This window comes from Photobacterium sp. MCCC 1A19761 (assembly GCF_037389125.1).
In the GTDB taxonomy this organism is placed as follows: domain Bacteria; phylum Pseudomonadota; class Gammaproteobacteria; order Enterobacterales; family Vibrionaceae; genus Photobacterium.
The window spans coordinates 217488-234103 of record NZ_JAZGTF010000001.1 but is presented as its reverse complement, the minus strand read 5'-3'; the positions used below and the strand labels follow the sequence as shown (position 1 = coordinate 234103).

Annotated in this window: 14 protein-coding genes and 2 tRNA genes; 3 read left to right on the top strand and 13 right to left on the bottom strand. The window is 50.6% G+C overall.

All coding sequences use genetic code 11. The annotated features are described in order from the left end of the window. The first annotated feature begins 267 nt into the window (after positions 1-267). A complete protein-coding gene (locus tag VV869_RS01000) occupies positions 268-717 on the top strand; it encodes an L-alanine exporter AlaE (RefSeq protein WP_337733162.1) in 450 nt (149 codons plus the stop codon). A 49-nt stretch (positions 718-766) separates the two neighbouring features. Here the strand turns inward: VV869_RS01000 and mscM are convergent, their stop codons facing one another. Further along, positions 767-4066, bottom strand: coding sequence for a miniconductance mechanosensitive channel MscM (mscM, locus tag VV869_RS00995; RefSeq protein ID WP_337733161.1), 3300 nt, complete (start codon positions 4064-4066; stop codon positions 767-769). Between the two features lie 199 nt (positions 4067-4265). Here mscM and VV869_RS00990 point away from each other — a divergent pair. Together VV869_RS00990 and VV869_RS00985 are read left to right on the top strand one after the other, a co-directional pair. Next, positions 4266-4353 (top strand) — tRNA-Ser (locus VV869_RS00990). Between the two features lie 6 nt (positions 4354-4359). Beyond that, positions 4360-4450 (top strand) — tRNA-Ser (locus VV869_RS00985). 284 nt (positions 4451-4734) lie between these two features. On the opposite strand, the gene VV869_RS00980 is transcribed toward VV869_RS00985, so the two are convergent. The 12 genes from VV869_RS00980 to VV869_RS00925 are packed head-to-tail and all read right to left on the bottom strand — an operon-like array spanning position 4735 to position 16605. Further along, a complete protein-coding gene (locus VV869_RS00980) occupies positions 4735-5835 on the bottom strand; it encodes a tetratricopeptide repeat protein (protein WP_337733160.1) in 1101 nt (366 codons plus the stop codon). A gap of 32 nt (positions 5836-5867) precedes the next feature. After that, a complete protein-coding gene (locus VV869_RS00975; RefSeq protein WP_337733159.1) occupies positions 5868-6830 on the bottom strand; it encodes a type II secretion system F family protein in 963 nt (320 codons plus the stop codon). A gap of 1 nt (position 6831) precedes the next feature. Beyond that, on the bottom strand, positions 6832-7803 hold the full coding sequence (locus tag VV869_RS00970) for a type II secretion system F family protein (protein WP_337733158.1): 972 nt from the start codon (positions 7801-7803) through the stop codon (positions 6832-6834). Continuing rightward, entirely contained in the window at positions 7803-9173 is a 1371-nt protein-coding gene (locus tag VV869_RS00965) for a CpaF family protein (protein WP_337733157.1), read from the bottom strand. The genes VV869_RS00970 and VV869_RS00965 overlap by 1 nt, the downstream gene beginning before the upstream one ends. A gap of 1 nt (position 9174) precedes the next feature. Further along, positions 9175-10401, bottom strand: coding sequence for an AAA family ATPase (locus VV869_RS00960; RefSeq protein WP_337733156.1), 1227 nt, complete (start codon positions 10399-10401; stop codon positions 9175-9177). Between the two features lie 8 nt (positions 10402-10409). Beyond that, positions 10410-10892, bottom strand: coding sequence for a TadE/TadG family type IV pilus assembly protein (locus VV869_RS00955; RefSeq protein WP_337733155.1), 483 nt, complete (start codon positions 10890-10892; stop codon positions 10410-10412). Further along, entirely contained in the window at positions 10892-11332 is a 441-nt protein-coding gene (locus VV869_RS00950; RefSeq protein WP_337733154.1) for a TadE/TadG family type IV pilus assembly protein, read from the bottom strand. Before VV869_RS00950 ends, VV869_RS00955 begins: the two co-directional genes overlap by 1 nt. Then, positions 11332-12648 carry a pilus assembly protein TadG-related protein gene (locus VV869_RS00945; protein WP_337733153.1) on the bottom strand — a complete coding sequence of 439 codons (1317 nt, stop codon included), beginning with the start codon at positions 12646-12648 and terminating at the stop codon, positions 11332-11334. Before VV869_RS00945 ends, VV869_RS00950 begins: the two co-directional genes overlap by 1 nt. Before the next feature lie 38 nt (positions 12649-12686). Next, on the bottom strand, positions 12687-12938 hold the full coding sequence (locus tag VV869_RS00940; RefSeq protein WP_337733152.1) for a hypothetical protein: 252 nt from the start codon (positions 12936-12938) through the stop codon (positions 12687-12689). Positions 12939-12947: 9 nt separating this feature from the next. Further along, positions 12948-14468 (bottom strand): type II and III secretion system protein family protein, encoded by a 1521-nt coding sequence (locus tag VV869_RS00935; protein ID WP_337733151.1) that lies wholly within the window; start codon positions 14466-14468, stop codon positions 12948-12950. An 18-nt stretch (positions 14469-14486) separates the two neighbouring features. Continuing rightward, the gene (gene cpaB, locus VV869_RS00930) at positions 14487-15263 is read right to left on the bottom strand and encodes a Flp pilus assembly protein CpaB (protein WP_337733150.1); all 777 of its coding nucleotides are present in this window, start codon (positions 15261-15263) and stop codon (positions 14487-14489) included. Continuing rightward, positions 15250-16605, bottom strand: a complete 1356-nt coding sequence (locus tag VV869_RS00925; RefSeq protein WP_337733149.1) for an AAA family ATPase — start codon at positions 16603-16605, stop codon at positions 15250-15252. The genes cpaB and VV869_RS00925 overlap by 14 nt, the downstream gene beginning before the upstream one ends. Positions 16606-16616 lie beyond the last annotated feature (11 nt).

Below are 16616 nucleotides of genomic sequence, written 5' to 3'. Positions count from 1 at the left end.
ATATTTAGCACGTTCAACCATAGTTATCTTGTAATTGTGACTTAGGTCAGACTGCTTTGCAGCACGGCACTGCCGCTTTTGTGGTGAATTATTTCAACATGAGTTCAAAATTTGGTTGTAAATTAACAACTAAAATAAAACTTTGGTGATTAATTTTAATAAAAACCTGTTCTAATACACAAATCAACTGGTGTTCTTGCTTGAATCCAGATTTTTTAATGATTAACTAGTTTTTTGGCCTTATTTTATATTATGGAGATTTGCGGTATGTCGGTGAAAGGTCAATTTTGTGTGCGTAATGCAGCAGCAGATACATTTGCCATGGTTGTGTTTAGTTTTTTCACCGGCATGATGATCGAAATCTTCATCTCAGGGATGACGTTTGAGCAATCCCTGGCTTCGCGAACTTTATCAATTCCGGTAAATATCGCCATTGCCTGGCCGTATGGTGTCTTCCGTGATTATATCTTGCGCAGCGGTTACCGACTGTCGCCGAGCAGCTGGATGAAAGGGCTGTCTGATATGGTTGCTTACGTCCTGTTCCAGTCACCGGTCTATGCCGGTATCTTGTGGGTGGTCGGGGCCGATGTCGATCAGATCGTGACTGCGGTCACCAGTAATGCTTTTGTGTCCGGCCTGCTGGGTGTGGTTTACGGCGTGTTTCTGGACATCTGCCGTCGCGCGTTTCGGGTACCGGGCTACTACCAACAAGCCTGAGAGTCTCCCCCGGCCTGATGAGATAACCAGCTCCCGACGGGAGCTGTTTTTATTTGGCGCCGGGGCGACCTTGCCTTTTCTTCACTGTCACTTCCAGTTGTGGCGAAGCAATTGTGATGTTGTGCTCGACGAATTTGCGTTTGATGCGGCTGTGCAAGTCATGGGTCAGGGCCAGACGATGGGCGGTTTCGGCGGCATAGGCCCGCACCTCATAGTTCTGGCTGTCCGCTGTCAGGCTGAGAAAGAAGACCTCGGGTGCCGGATTGTCCAGCACCAATTCACACTCTTCCGCCGCATCAAACAGTAACTGGGTCACCAGCTCCGTATCATCCAGGTATTTCACGCTGATCACCAGCGTGACGCGGGTGATGGGATCAGACAGTGACCAGTTAATAAACTGCTCAGTCACGAATGCTTTGTTCGGCACAATCACCTCTTTACGATCCCAATCTACAATCGTCGTGGCGCGGGTTTTGATCTTGGCGATAACGCCGGTCAGATCACGGATGGTGACGGTATCGCCAATTCGGATGGGTCGCTCGAAAAGAACGATCAAACCGGAGATGAAGTTGGCGAAAATTTCCTGCAAGCCAAAGCCTAAACCGACTCCGAGCGCCGCGATCAGCCATTGCATTTTTGACCAGTCGAAGCCAATCAGTCCGGAGCCGATGATGATCCCGAGGAAAATGGTGGTGTAACGGGTGAGGGAGGTGATGGCATAGCCGGTGCCAGGGGAGAGATCCAGGTGTTGCAGGATCAGCAGCTCCATGGCCCCGGGCAAGTCCCGGGTAATGATGGCCGTGAGCCAGAAGGCCAAGCCGGCAAGCAGGACGCTTTTCAGGGATATTGCGCTGAGCTCTTCCATGCCGTCAATCGTTGTGGAAACATCCCACAGAGTGATGTCTTCCAGAAAGGTGATCGCCTGATAAAAATCGGACCAGACAACGGCGACCATCGTCAAGTAGATCAGCAGCAACAGGGAGCGCAGCAGCCGCAACGACTGGGCGCTGATTTTTTCCAGATCGATTTCCGGCTCTTCGATTTCAATCTGCATTTCGCTGCTGGCAAAGCTCTCTTCTTTGTCGACCTGCACTTCTGCCAGTCGTTGCGCCAGAATCTCCTGGCGCTTGGCTTTGGCACGTTCAAACGCCAGTCGTCTTTTCTGGATCAGCATCAACCGTTTGATCAGGTAGTACACCAGCAGGGTGATGACCCCAATTACCGCGGAGATTTCCAGCTTGGTCATCACCGATTGCGAAGAGGTCAGGTAGCCGCTGAGGGCGGTGTAGTTGAGCACCTGCGGGATCAGAATCAGCGTCCACCAGAACAGGTTATGGCCGATATGGGCTTTTCCGGCGGGCAAATCACGATAGGTCATCGGGATTTTTTCATGATACAGGCGCCAGAGGAAAAAGCTGACCGCCAGGTTGCTGATTAGGAAAGCCAGCCGCCCCAGTGTCGCATTGACATCAATATCGCTGTACAGGTTGGCAAAGTTTTGCACAATCGCCAGCGGGAGGTAGATCCAAATCAACCGGCGATAATGGGCAAAACAGCGTTGGACCAGCGATTGATCCCAGTCGAAGTGGCTGATGAAGATCCCGTCATCCCGCACCAACTCCCGCATAAAGCAGTACACCGCCAGCGAGACCGGAATCGCGAGTGCCTGGCCCAGGTGATGGATGAAGGGATATTGCCAGGCATCGCTGAGTAAATAGCCCAGTAAACCAACCGCAAACGGGAACGGCCAGGCCAGCAGAAATGCAATACAGACGTTATAAATACTGAAGCGAAATTTGTCCTGGGTAACTTTGCCGATCTTCTGGCTGGTGGCCTTCAGATATTTCTTCCAGCGTTTTCTGAACCGACTTAAGGCCAGGAGCAAAAAGACGATTGTCGTGAAGACAAAAATCTGAGTGGTTTTGTCGACGGTTGTGGGGATCTTCAATAAATTCACCCACTGAAACGGTGAAAAGAACCACTTCAATTTTTCCCAGGTCCCTAGGATCACATTCAGACCGAGGGGATTAGTATCCGGTGCCCAGAACAGGCGCTTAATGGCTTGCGCTTCGAGTTCGTTTAAATTGGTGTTGAGGTTTTCATAGGCAACTTTGAGTGTCGCTTGTTGATAGATCAGAGTGTCTGACGTATTGAGCAGTTGCTCCAGCAGCGCGATGTTGCTCTCGAGCAAGCTTTGGGCTTGTTGCTGCTGGGCCGGGGTCAGGTTGCCGGGCCTCGGTCGGGTGACTTCATTCTTTAATATGTCCAGCTGTTGGCGGTATTCATACTTCTGGATTTGGTTGCGGGCAATGTCGCGATCCAGCGTTTCGATAGGAGGATTGTCCGGCAGGCGGTTGATCCGCGATCGCAGGTTCTCACTGAAGGCCGGACTCAGCTTCAGCCATTCAGCCATGGCTTCAAGATCCGATGCCGTCTGGTTGACCACTTCTTCCTGCTCGGCAGTGGTTTGTTGTTGTTGCCGGACCTGATCAATTTCATTGACCAGCGTTTCCAGGGCTTTGCTGTAGCGTTCGTTTTGCGCTTGTCGTGTCTGCAAAGCCTGGGGGAGGGGTTCTGATTCAGGCTTAGGGGGTTCCTGCTCCTCGGTTTGTTCATCGATCTCTGCGCGTTGCAGGCGGGTGAGCCGGCGTTCCAGATTATTGCGGTAAGCCTGGCGGGCTTCGATTTCTGAGTTGCTCAGTTGAATCCGTTGTTTGGCCAGAGTACGTCGGTTCCCGGCACTGAGCTGTTTGGCTTCCAGGGCATAGAGTTGGCTGACATAGTATTCGTGTGCGATCTCCAGCGGCAGAAGCACCTCCGGCGCCGCTTCTTGCTGGCGTTCATGTTTAAGTTGCTTTTCAGTCCGTTTGATCTTTTCGCGCAGCAGCTCCGATTGATAGGAAAAATCATCAATGCCCTGTTCGATGGCCTGGAGATCATTCTTGTCATCGTTCCGGCTTTGCTCCAGTTGCTCTAAGCGGCTGTCCTGCTCGGCGACTTCCAGGGTCAGCTGCTCCTGATCCCATGCGCCGAAGTCCGGAAATTGGGTGGCAGAAAAGGCGTTGATCTGCTCATCGAGCGCTTGGGTTTGTTGATCAAAGTTAGTGATTAAATCGCGGTATTGCTGGGTCTGACGTTTAAACTCGGCGGTTTTTTCCAACTGGCGTTTGGCTTGGGTCAGGGTGTCCAGGGCTTTGATGACTTCCGGGGTATTATCTTGTTTCTCTAACACGTCAATCTGCTGCGTCAGCAGCTGCAAACGACTCTGTGTTTCTTCGGAGTCGGCGAGGCCCGGGAAAGAAGACAGAAGAAGCAAGAATAACGGTATCAATGAAGCCCATTTGATCATGGCCGATTCCTGGTTGTGGTGCAGCAGCAGTGCTGTGTTGAAGTGTAGCAGTAAATAAAAACAAGCGATTGGACTGTATCATAGGCAATTTGCACTATTCCTCAACACTCGTGGCGATTTTCAAGAAAAGCGCTTGACCCTGATGCGCTAAGCCATTAAATTAGCCGCCGTTGAGACGCAAAGCGTCCGACAACAATTTGGTGAGGTGTCCGAGTGGCTGAAGGAGCACGCCTGGAAAGTGTGTATACGGCAACGTATCGAGGGTTCGAATCCCTCCCTCACCGCCATATTTCGGAGAGATGGCTGAGTGGTTGAAAGCACCGGTCTTGAAAACCGGCATACGTTTATAGCGTATCTAGGGTTCAAATCCCTATCTCTCCGCCACACATAAAAGAACCGCTGAACTCTCAGCGGTTTTTTTATGTCTGAAATTTGTGATGATGAGATAGGGTGAAGAATCCTAGCGGGGCGGACGGCGTGTCTTCAGCCGAGCGAAGCGAGACAACGTTGCCAGCCGAAGGCGCTTTCAGGCAACGGCCCGAAGGGCGAAGTAAATCCGCTGTTACCCGAAGCGCTCCGCCACATTCGAAGAGCCCTGTCGTCAGACAGGGCTTTTTTCGTTTTAGCCGCTGGGACTGAGGCCCGGAGGCTTAATCGTGAAAACGGACTTAATGGGTCGTATCCGTGATTGAGTACACTGTCGCCTGAATTTGGCTGTTATTGATCGGGTCATTCATCTTGTTCGACAGTTTTACCGCCGGGGCATTGAGCTGTAATTTCTTCGCACGGTCCAGGTTCTGGTAGGCCTTGGCGTAGTATGTCGGGCTGGCATTGATTGCTTGCTCCAGGTGATAAACGGCAGATTCATAGTCGCCGCTCAGCATGGAGAAGTAGCCGATATCATTGAGGGCTTCAGCCCGCGTCATGATTTTGGAAAGCGCGTCCAGTGCATCATCGTAGCGTTTGGCTTTGATATAGGTGAGTCCGAGGTTAGACCAGGCGCGTTTATTGTTCGGGTACAGCAGGGTGGTGCGTTGATTGATAATTTCCGCTTGAGGCAAATTGCCATCCAAATAGTAGGAGTAGCCCAGGTTCATCAGCGCTTTCGGCGATTTTTGCTCCAGCTTGAGGATTGCCAGATAGATGGCTTGTGCATCTTTGTGGCGGGCATCCAGATCAGCCAGTATCCCGAGGCCAATGTAGGCATTCAGTGGCGATTGCTTGTCTAAAGCGAGTTGCTTTGCCGGACCTTGACTATTGGGGAGCCAGTCTTTGTTATTCTGTCTGTCCTGATCCATTCTCGCGACGCGTAATAACTGGGCCTCCGCATTTTTGTGCTCACCGAGTTTGAGCTGTACCACACCCAATGCCGCCGCGTATTGAATATTATCTGCTTTGATTAAAGCTGCCCGGCCATAGGCCAGTTTGGACAGTTCAAAATTATTCCGCTGCTGATGAATATAGCCAATTTTATAGTAGGCCTGGTCAGCATCTTTCTGTGAAGGGAAGCTGAGCGCGCGAATATACTCGTACAGGGCAAGGTCCGGGTTGTTCCCCATATATGCTTTATCGCCGCGAACAATGGCCTCTTCCGGTGTTTCCGGTGGAAACTCATTGGTTAAACCCAACGTTGGCTTTCCATCGTAAAGTTCGTGATCAAAATTGACTTGTTGCCCGGCTGTTTGCTCCGTTGAACTACATCCCGTGAAGAACAGGGTCAAACAAAGTAGGGCCAGCGAACCACTTCGCGGATTAGATAGATAGCGCATAATTTACTCCCACATCCTTATACTGGAATGATTTATCGGCCGGAAAAAACGTCTAATACAGCGATAATTGCTGGTCCAACGGCGACGGCAAAAAAGCCTGGCCAGATACAAGTGACTAGCGGGAAAATCATTTTCGTCCCGATTTTTGCCGCTTCTTCTTCGGCCTTTTGCATGCGGCGATCCCGAAATTCTTCGGCATACTCTCTGAGGGTGTCCCCCATGCTGGAACCGAGCTTGACTGATTGGGTAATAATACTGACCAGGCCTTGAAGCTCGAGCAGCCCAGTCCGTTCAATGAATTGATGCATCGCCGTTGGCATGGGTACACCGACCCTGACTTTTTGACAAATCAGCTGAAGTTCATGGCTGAGTGACGGAGAGATTGAACTGATTTCACTGGACACACGATTAAGTGCTGCAAGAAATCCCAACCCGGCTTCGGATGAGACGACCAGTAGGTCGAGGGCATCCGGAAAAGCGTTCTTCAGCGACTTGATTCGTTTTTCCGCCATTCTCTTCAGAATGAAATTGGGGATAAATGAGGCAATCCCCATGGCAAAAAGGGTATAGATGATAATTTTCTGAGAAGTTAACTCCGGTATAAACCGGGTCACGACGAGCGCAGCAAAGAAGGTAATAATGACCAAGGCTATTTTAATCGCATAAAATGACGTGAGTGCATTTTCTTCATGGTAGCCCGCATGCATTAAAAGCTGGGTTGTGCTGTTTCTTTCCTTGATGGATTTAGGAGTGACATATTTTTCCAGTGACTCAAGGGTTTTATCAAATTGATTGGATTCTTGCCCCTTTTTACCGGACTGGCCTCCGGAGATAAGATTGAGTTGCTTTTTGAGTGGGCTTAACAAATTGAGCAGGAGAATGCCGATACAAATCGTAAAGGCAACCGCACTGAAAAAGGCCATGCCGAGAACCAGCCATCGCGCATATTCTTCATTATCAATAAAACCGTTGATCAGGGTGATGATGTAGTCCATGTCACACCTCAATACGCAGAATTTTACGTATCCACAATAACCCCAGAAACATACTGATCCCGGTGACGGTCAGTACAGTTGATCCTCTTTCTGATTCTAGCAGGGGAGAAATGTAATCGGGGTTGCTGATATATAAAATAAGAAAAAGAACAAAAGGGACGAGCATCAAGATCCAAGCTGACATGCGTCCTTCTGCCGATAAAGTCCGTACTTTTCGCATTAAGCGAAAACGTCCTCGAATTACCTCGGACAGTTTTTCCAGGGTTTCAGCAAGGTTGCCGCCGGTCTCTTTCTGGATGATCACGGCACTGTTAAAGGCCAGTACGTTGACCGAAGGATTGCGATGCGCAAGATTGGTTAATGCAACCCTGAGGTCGACCCCGTAATTCAGCTCGACAAAGGTTTTGCCAAACTCGGTCGAAACCGGCGGCGGCATTTCTTCGCTGACCGTTTTCATCACATCCGTGAAGGGGTAACCGACCAACAGTGCCCTTTTCATCACATCCAGCGCTTCGACAAACTGCTCTTCAAACAGGTTCAGGCGTTTTTCGGCTTGGCTCCTGAGCCAAAGACTAAACCCGATGAGGATGGCGAGCGGGGAGAGGAGTGCCATTTGCAGGTTCAGGGTAAAGACTAATACGGCCAAGCTGGCACCGAAACCAGCGACCATAAGCCAAAAGACGACTTTGTAGGCCTTCCACTCCAGCCCGGCCAGGGAGAGCTTCTCTGCCAGATATTCTCCCAGCGGGTTGTTTTCCAACCAGCGTTCCGTTGCGGAGAGCTGATCGAGGTATTGTTTTCGGAGCAGAGACTTCTGGTTGGTATTGCCTGATTCCGCAATATACTCAAGCTGCTGTTTGAGTAACCGTGAACGCTTGGCGCGCGTCCCTGTGGTCGAAATCATCAGCGCTTGCGAGATCACGACCACGGCCAGAAACAGAACAATCAGGTACATCTGTAAATTCTGATCCATTACAGCCCCCGTTTATCTGCCGAAAAGTAGGTATAGGGAAGCTCAATGCCCATATGTTTGAAGGCTTCCATAAATGAAGGAATATTCCCTGTCGCCTGGTAGTCGCCAAGAACGTGACCTTCGGCATCAATGCCGCGTCGTTTGAACTGAAACAGCTCCGTCATGGTAATAACATCACCTTCCATGCTGTTTATTTCAACAATGCTGGTGATACGTCGTTTACCGTCTTCCATCCGTCGTAGCTGCACGACAATGTGCAAGGCCGAAGCAATCTGAGCCCGCACATTTTTAATCGGCATGTTCCACCCGGCCATGGCAAACATGTTCTCGATACGCCCTAAAGCATCACGCGGGGTATTGGCGTGAATGGTGGTCATGGAACCATCATGGCCGGTGTTCATCGCGGCCAGCATATCGACGGCTTCCCCGCCACGAACCTCACCGACCACGATTCGATCCGGGCGCATCCGCAGCGAGTTAATCACCAGCTCCCGTTGGGTGATTGCGCCGCGGCCTTCAATGTTCGGTGGGCGAGTTTCAAGCCGCACCACATGGGGCTGTTGCAGTTGCAGTTCCGCTGAATCTTCAATGGTAATGATCCGTTCATTTTCGGGAATAAAGCCGGAGCAAACATTCAATGTTGTTGTTTTACCGGAACCGGTCCCGCCCGAGATGAGAATATTCAGGCGACCTTTCACAATGGCTTCAAGAAAATGCGCCATTTCTTGATTCAGGGTGCCGAACTCAAGGAGTTGATCCACCTGGAGCCGTTCGACGGCAAAGCGCCGGATCGACAGTGAAGGGCCATCAATTGCCAGGGGAGGAATGATCGCGTTCACCCGGGAGCCGTCCTTCAACCGGGCATCAACCATGGGCGAGCTTTCGTCAATTCGACGCCCGACCTGAGACACAATTCTGTCGATGACGTTGAGCAAGTGGCTGTCGTCGCGGAAACTGGCATCGGTTGCGACCAGCTTCCCGCCGCGCTCCACGTAAATCCGATCATGGGAGTTGACCAGAATATCCGAAATGGATTTATCTTTTAGCAAAGGCTCCAGGGGGCCTAAACCGAGGATTTCATCCCCGACTTCTTCAACCACGCGTCTTCTGCTTTCGGCGTTCAGGGGAACATCCTGTTCAAGCAGCAGCATGGTTGCGGTTTCGGCAACCTGGATCCGGGCTTCATGGTCGGGGAGCGATTCCAGCAGGGACAGGTCCAACGCATTAAACAACGCATCCAAGAGTTGCTGTTTCACCTTGCGCTCACCGCTGTTGGCCGAAACATGGGAGCTAGGTTGTTCCTTTACAGCTTCAGACTTCACCTTGCCCTGGATGGATTCCTGGGGGGCTGAATTTTTTTTCAAAAACATACTAGCTCCTTAGAAACGAAAAAATACGCTTCAGGCCGTGAACTTGCTCCGACTCTTTTTCCAAAATGGCATCGGAAACCTGCGTCAGCGCTTTTACGATTGGTTTTTGAGGGTAATGCGTTGCCAGCAGTTCCCCTAAATTGGTTGATGAATTGACTGAGGTGTAATCGTTCGGGATCAGAATCAGCTTATCAACATGCAATGAGCGTTTAATCTCATCGGGTTTTATTTCATTGTTTTTTGAATACCGGTTGACGATCACTTGAATGGATTGCTGATTAATCCCCATCAGGTGTTTCAGTTGCTTGATCAGGTTCGCAGCTTCACTGATGGCCGGGATGCACTGCTGAACCACAATATAAATATTGCTGGCTTCAGCAATGGCCGGCAGGGTCGTACTTTCGAGACCCCGCGACAGATCCACAATGACATGATCAAAGTTGTTTTTGACCTGAAGCAAGAAGCGGTTAAATGAAATAGATTTCATTTCCGGCAGGTTATCCAGCAACTCCTGCGAACGGCTGGGGATAAATTTCAGCCCGGATTCATGTTTGGTCAGCATGCCGCTGAGTGCGTATTCATCCAGCTCATCGACTTGATCTAGCGCTTCCCCTAAGGTGAATTTAGGCTTGGTCGACAGCAGGTTGGCAGAACAACCGAATTGTGCATCGGTATCGATGAGAACCGGGTGGGTTGTTTTCTCTAACGCAATTAAATGAGCAATGGTAGTCGCAATAATGGTGGCACCCATTCCCCCTTTGGCGTTCATAACAACACTGACTTTGCCTTGTTTGCAGTTGTTTCTTTTTTCCGCAGCACAATCGTGAAACAGTTGCTCGAGCTCTTCTTCATCGAAGGGGATCATTAACACATCTTTGATCCCGGATTTCAGCGCATGGCGAAGAATTTGAGTGTCATTTTTCTCTGTCAGCAAAATAACCTGGGGTTGATCGCCATGATATTGCTTGATGCCTTTCGCTATGGTGACCCAGTCCGTATTACCATCTAGCAGGATCATATCCGGCGCCGCTTGACCGCCACTTTTCCCTTGGGTGAAAAAAGTATGTTCATCGACCGACTTAAATTTCGTATTGGGCCATTGCTGAACGTAATTGGCCAAAGGGGTGACGAACGCCGGGTTATTGCTCAGGATCCAACCATCCAGATAGGTTGACAGGGGGCGTTTCGTCCTTGTGTCATTGACTGACAGAGTACAGATATTGTTCATACATCACCTCAACAATCTGTGAATCCGGTTCTGGTCACACCCAAGCTTTCGCGAGGCAGGATTGTTTTAAATTCAGGGGCTGTGAATTTCACGCCGAAAGTCGCCAGGGGGATCAGTAACTCCAGGTTGTAGTTAATAATGCTGGCTTCCACAAACTCGATTTTCATGTGATTACTGGGATCGGTAAGCGGCTCAGAAACTTCCCCCCCGTCGCTGTCGAGATATTTCACCTGAATATTGTTTGCTGAAAAGTTGGGTAGCGGGACGCTATCGATAATTGCAGCGTTCAGTGCATCGGCCTGCTCGGTTGCCGTGATCTGGCATACACTGGCTAATCTCGCGACCCGTCGACTGGTTTCATTGAGCGTATGCCAGGTAAACATCAACCGACCAAACTCGATGATCGAGAATATCAGTAAGAAAAATAGCGAAGCGATGATCGTAAATTCAACGATAGTGACGCCGCTTTGTTTTTGGGGTTGATGGTTCATTACAGTGTCCTCATGGTATAGCTTGAGGTCATATTAAAATTTAGCGATATAGCGTCTGTACTGAAAAAGCTGGGAATTGAAGCCAGTACAGGTTGATACGGATAAGTGATTTCAACCTGAATATGATTGCTTTTTTGGGTGATGCTGATCTGATCTGTATTGAGCGCTGGCAGCGCTGCGTTACTGCCGCCGTTGACGGAACCATATACAGCCAGATTACTGGCAGCATCGATCTGATCTTGTGTCAGCGCATAGGTTGTGGTGGTGTCTTTACTGATTTCGTTCAACAGATATCGGGTACAGTCCCGGGTTAATTTTTCCAATTCGGTGTAAGTGTAAAATGCGCGTCCCAGCTCAAGGATTGACATCAATATCAATAATAGGAGCGGGAGTAGTATGGTAAACTCAACCATTGCGAGTCCATGTTCTGATCTTTTCATTAGGAATCCTCGCTGGCCGGGTCTTTGTAGAGCACAATTTTGTACGGGCCCTTGTCATTTGGAACCAGTCCCGGATTACCGTTATTGATTCGACAATCTGAGATAAACTCGCCGATTAACCAGGTACCATCACCACCGTTTCCAGAATCGTCGACATGTTCTGTGACGCTCATGGGCTGCACCAGGTAAAAGCAGGCGAGTCCTTTCAGCGGAATATCCATCCGTCCCCCTGATTTTGTGGCTTGGTCGCATTTCAACACCGGCGTGGCAATCACCCGACGGTAATACCCTTTGCTTTGGCACGACTCCGAGGCCAGGCAGGTTTCATAGTCGATATCGCTGTAGCTCTGTTTGTAGGTGTTGTAATTGTGCATCGCGCTGTAGTCTTTGTTCGCCACATACCGGCTCACAGTGTTGCCCTCGGCATCTACCTGCGTTTCTGTGGTGACCTGGACATAGTCAGCGGCGTAACTCGAATCAATATCAGCGGGATATAAATCGGCATCTTTTTTCAGATCCCCTTTGTAAATCCCGAATCGGGTATCAATGCCTTCGGAAGGGCCCGTCATATTTCCGGGTTCAGTTGTGATCGGTGTATCTTCAATCAGACCCATGCAGGCATTGAAACTACCGGCAAGCGCGTCCTGGTAGGTACTGGCCCCTGACATTGGATTGCCGTCACTGTCGGTGAGGGCTACCGGTTGAAAGTTCCCGGACCCGATGCTGGAGTCTTTTGAGGAGGATGCTTTCAGGACATGCAGGGAGCCCGCCGCATAGCCGGAGGCTGATGACGGGTCTTCATCGCCTTCGCAAATACTGAGCGGTGTCACGTTACAGGCCCGAGCGACGCTTGTGCTTGGCCCGGCAACGGCAGAGGCTCTGGCTTTGAAATCAATGCTAAACACTTTGACCAGAAAGTCCGGGATATCCACATTCTCAATGCGCACCCTGACGTAGGGGGACGTCGCGGTGGCGGTACTTGGGTCAAAGGGCAAGGTTTCCGAAAATTCGACGGTAATATTGCTATCGCTGACGGAAATATTCGCAAAACCGTCCAGGTCGAGGTTATGGGTGATGGTTTGCTTGCCCGCAATGATTGCTTCGTTATGATCGCCGCCCCGATCGATGGTATTGGCGGCACTGAGCGCTGCAGAATCAGCCAGATTCTGCAGTTTCCCTTTCGATAGGATGAGGTTGCCGACATCCATGGCCATTGCGCCGGCGCCGATCAGCACCGCCATCGCGAGGGTTGCAAAGACGGCAACAACGCCTCGTTGCCGGCGTGGTGAGATGGTCATGTTTCGTTGTAAAGCCATGGTGATACCTCTGCTCAGGGAGCAATCATTACAATCGTTTACTTGCTGACAATCATGTTTTTCTCTTTGACTTTTTCCGACTTCAAGCCTTTTTGTTCCGTATTAATCGATTTACTGGCTTTTTTACCACTAAACCGTGGCGGACCCTCGGGCACTCGAGTCTCGGCTAAAGGATCAATTGTTTGCATCCGGATGAGTTGGTGCTTACTTTGTCCGAAGGGGTCACTTTTTGCGGTGGCGGTTGAACAGAACAAGAGCCACAAAGCGACGGCTAAGACAGTTTTCATCATCAGTACTCCTTATAAACTGTGCCCAAACTGACCTTCAGCACCGGCATTCGGTGAAATCGTGGTGGGTGCCGGCCGTGATGCTTGCAAATTGTTGGTGTTTGTTGTCTCTTTCGCTTTTAATTCGCTCATCCGGCCGAGCAGGTAATATTCCCAGTCATTCGGTTCGACAAAATTGTCAGTGGGCAAAGTGACATCTTGACGGCGGATAGGCTTAGCGAGCCGAGGGGTGACCAGAATGACTAATTCTGTTTCGCCCTTGCGGAACGACTGGCTGCGGAACAGTTGGCCGATAATGGGAAGATCACCCAGCCCCGGCAGCTTATCGACCACATCAGTAATGTTTTCGTTGAGCAGGCCGGCAATCCCAATGGTCTGACCGTTCCCCAGTTCAACCGTGGTTTTTGCCCCGCGTTTGGTCAGTGCCGGGATGAAGAATTGCGAGCCTGTGCCTGTCGGGGTCAGCGTCACGGCATTTTGATTGGCAATTTCACTGACTTCGATATTTAAAGCCAGGTTGATGCTGTCTTCCGACACTACCGTGGGAAGAAACTTCAGTCCCACCCCGAACTCTTTAAACTCAATGGTCACGTTGTCGTTATTCGGCACCGGGATCGGGAACTCCCCGCCGGAAATAAACTCTGCCTGCTCACCGCTGAGTGAGGTCAGGGTGGGCTCGGCCAGAACTTTGGCCATGCCATTGGTTTTGGCAATGTTAAACGCGGCCGTGAAGAGCGTATTGCCACTCAGGAAGCTGGCGAAGAGTCCGTTGTCATCAATATTGAGCGGGTTCGGGGCAATTTCATCAATCACCGGGCCAATGACGGCACCGTTGCCGGCGGCTGGGTTAAATACAGGAACTCGGGTCCCATCGACGCCCACAGCATCCGGAAAGCTGGCACCGCCATTGACACCACCCCAGGTCCAGTTGCTGCCATTGCGGGCAAAGATGAACTTGGAATCAAACTCTCTGACCAGAGAACGCTGCACTTCGGCGACCGTTACTTCCAACATGATTTGGTGCGAGCCGCTGACGGTCATCATATTGATGATGCCCGTATCCTCGCCGGTAAAGGTGTTGGCAATTTCGACCGCCATGGCAACTTTTTCGGCACTGGAGACTTCGCCACTCAGCACCAGCTTGTTTTGACTGGTATAGACGGCGATTTTCTCTCTGGGCATAAACTCATAGAGCTTGGCTTTGAGGGCATTCAGGTCATGAGTTACCTCGACATCCAGCACCGTGATGAGCCGGTCTCTGGAATCCCAGATAATCACATTGGTGGTGCCCAACTGCTTACCCAGCACATAGATCTTGTTGGAGCGGAGGATCAGAATGTCCGCGACATTCGGGTTACCGACCGAGATTTTTTTGGCAGCCCCCGGGATCTCCACTAACCGGGATTTATTTTGTGGCACTGAAATACTTTGGGCTCGCGCGGCGAAGCTATCGGAACTCACCGTAGTGAACAGCAATAGCGTTATCAAGGCGGCGATCCATTGAACATAATTTTTTCTGGTTGAATATTCCATGTCATGAACTCCCTGAATTTAGATCTTGACCTTGACACGGCTGGCATCAGTACCCTTGATCACGGTGACTGTATCTGTGGTCCGGCGATAAGTCCGTTGTGGTGCCTTTTGTTCCGGTTCATTGGGGTTGCGTAGCGCAAGCTGTAATTCACCTTTGGATTTGGCGGTAATGAGTGATTCCACTTGTTTTGGCGTCAGCTCCAGCGTGACGGCGCGGACGATCACCGGTTTGGAATCATCGGTTCGTGCCGTTTGATCGACGGCCAGAATTTTGACTTTTTTCAACACGGTCTGTGCTTTGTAGGCTTTTTCCTGCGCGTAAATGACATCGACATAGTCACCGGGTAACAAGAAGCCGGCCACCCCAATGACATCGTTCACCCGGATGGTGACAGCACGCATGTTCGGCGAAATCAGAGCCGCCAGTGTGGTCCCCTGGCCGGGGAGTGCCAGGCGCTCTTCCCGCAGCAGATCGCCGGCAAAAATTTCGTTCTTGGTCAGCATGCCGACGACCTGTGCCGCGCTGCTATAGCCGGTTCCCTGTACCAGGTCTTTCGGGTAGTACTCCAATTTGACATGCTTGGCTTCGAGCATGGTTCCGAGCGGCAGGTTTTGTTGGGCAACAACCCGGGCGACTTTCGGCTCTTCTTTAACGACCTCAACGACGGTCTCCTCCGCCTCCGGTGGGGTCAAGGAAGATTGCTTTTTTTCAATCCAGTTATTGGTTAGTACTAAGGCGCCTGAGCCCATGAGTACGGAAATGAATAACATGAGAATGAGTTTACCCTTCGCCATGATTACCTCCTGCTTGGTCATGGTCGACGAAATAGCAACGCCAGACGACCTCGATCAACTGATGATTGATCTGAGGCGGGTGCTGGAAAAAACTGATTTGATTACTGCACATCGCGACCAGGTCGCGGGGGTAACAAGGAAGCAAAGGAATATTATTCACCTGATGGAGGTGACCAATCACAAAATCCAGCCCTTCCGGCGCGGTGGTCAACCCGTGCTTTTCACACTCGCTGTGCCAGAGATAACAATAGTCGTCCTGAGTGATCGGCCCGAAGCTGATTTTGTAGCCGATACGTCTGAGGAAAGCGTCGTCCGCGAGTTTGGCCGGATGAATATTGGAAGAAAATACCAAAACCTGCTCGAACGGAATGTCGAAATGCTCGCCGGAAGGTAAGGATAAATAATCGATGCCTTCTTCCAACGGAATAATCCAACGGTTCAGAATGGCATCGACAGAGACTTTCTGGCGGCCAAGATCATCAATCAGAAAAATGCCGTTGTTGGCCTTCATCTGCAGCGGGGCCCGGTTAATACGAAACGTTGGATCAACGGTGACCTCCAGCATTTCAGCGGTCAGTTCCCCTCCGACAACGACTTCAGGGCGGCGGCACAACACCAGGCGGTTATCGTGGCCTTCATTGAGATGCAGCGAACGTTGTAACCGGGTATTGATCGGCGTATGGATGATTGGATCGAAGACCTGGATCACCTGATTCCCGATACAGACCGCATAAGGAATATAGACATTTGATTCGAACAGTCGGACTAACCGGCGGGAAATATAGGTTTTTCCGGTGCCCGGTAAACCGTAAATGAAAATTGCCCGGCCGGAATTCAGCGCCGGCCCGACCTGACTGATGACTTCCTCGGACAAAATCAGATCGCTCAACCCCTGTTTCATGCGCTCGGGGGTGATGGTTTCTCGTTTTGACGACTGCTCGCAAACCAGCTTTTTGTAACTGTCGATGGTGATGGGCACTGGGCCGAGATAGCCATCCCGTTGCAACTCATGTTGCGCCATGATCATCCCTTTTTGGGTCAGTCCATAACGCATGCCGGTGTGAAAGCGACCATCTGTTCGGACTTCGGTCAGCGCTTCTGCTTTAAGCTTTTGCAGCAATTGTTCAATGAGGTTGCCCGGTAAACCCAGTTTATCAATTAAGGTGACGATATCGAGGTCGGTGGCTTGTGATAAATGTTTAATCAGTAAAGATTCAAGCACCCGCGTTGGCACACCGGTTTGTTCTAAAGTTTTGGGTTTCGCCAAAATTTCATCGAGGGCACAGTGATTGCCATGTGTTTGCTGGCAATCTTTGCTTGCGGTGTTGGTTGAGTTTAGCATGGTAAACCCTT

Bases quoted from the DNA above. Each gene is read 5' to 3' on its own strand.
- VV869_RS00945 (WP_337733153.1), bottom strand. From the start codon at position 12,648: ATGGCTTTACAACGAAACATGACCATCTCACCACGCCGGCAACGAGGC.
- VV869_RS00950 (WP_337733154.1), bottom strand. From the start codon at position 11,332: ATGAAAAGATCAGAACATGGACTCGCAATGGTTGAGTTTACCATACTA.
- VV869_RS00940 (WP_337733152.1), bottom strand. From the start codon at position 12,938: ATGATGAAAACTGTCTTAGCCGTCGCTTTGTGGCTCTTGTTCTGTTCA.
- VV869_RS00935 (WP_337733151.1), bottom strand. From the start codon at position 14,468: ATGGAATATTCAACCAGAAAAAATTATGTTCAATGGATCGCCGCCTTG.
- VV869_RS00960 (WP_337733156.1), bottom strand. From the start codon at position 10,401: ATGAACAATATCTGTACTCTGTCAGTCAATGACACAAGGACGAAACGC.
- VV869_RS00925 (WP_337733149.1), bottom strand. From the start codon at position 16,605: ATGCTAAACTCAACCAACACCGCAAGCAAAGATTGCCAGCAAACACAT.
- VV869_RS00955 (WP_337733155.1), bottom strand. From the start codon at position 10,892: ATGAACCATCAACCCCAAAAACAAAGCGGCGTCACTATCGTTGAATTT.
- cpaB (WP_337733150.1), bottom strand. From the start codon at position 15,263: ATGGCGAAGGGTAAACTCATTCTCATGTTATTCATTTCCGTACTCATG.
- mscM (WP_337733161.1), bottom strand. From the start codon at position 4,066: ATGATCAAATGGGCTTCATTGATACCGTTATTCTTGCTTCTTCTGTCT.
- VV869_RS00975 (WP_337733159.1), bottom strand. From the start codon at position 6,830: ATGGACTACATCATCACCCTGATCAACGGTTTTATTGATAATGAAGAA.
- VV869_RS01000 (WP_337733162.1), top strand. From the start codon at position 268: ATGTCGGTGAAAGGTCAATTTTGTGTGCGTAATGCAGCAGCAGATACA.
- VV869_RS00970 (WP_337733158.1), bottom strand. From the start codon at position 7,803: ATGGATCAGAATTTACAGATGTACCTGATTGTTCTGTTTCTGGCCGTG.
- VV869_RS00980 (WP_337733160.1), bottom strand. From the start codon at position 5,835: ATGCGCTATCTATCTAATCCGCGAAGTGGTTCGCTGGCCCTACTTTGT.
- VV869_RS00965 (WP_337733157.1), bottom strand. From the start codon at position 9,173: ATGTTTTTGAAAAAAAATTCAGCCCCCCAGGAATCCATCCAGGGCAAG.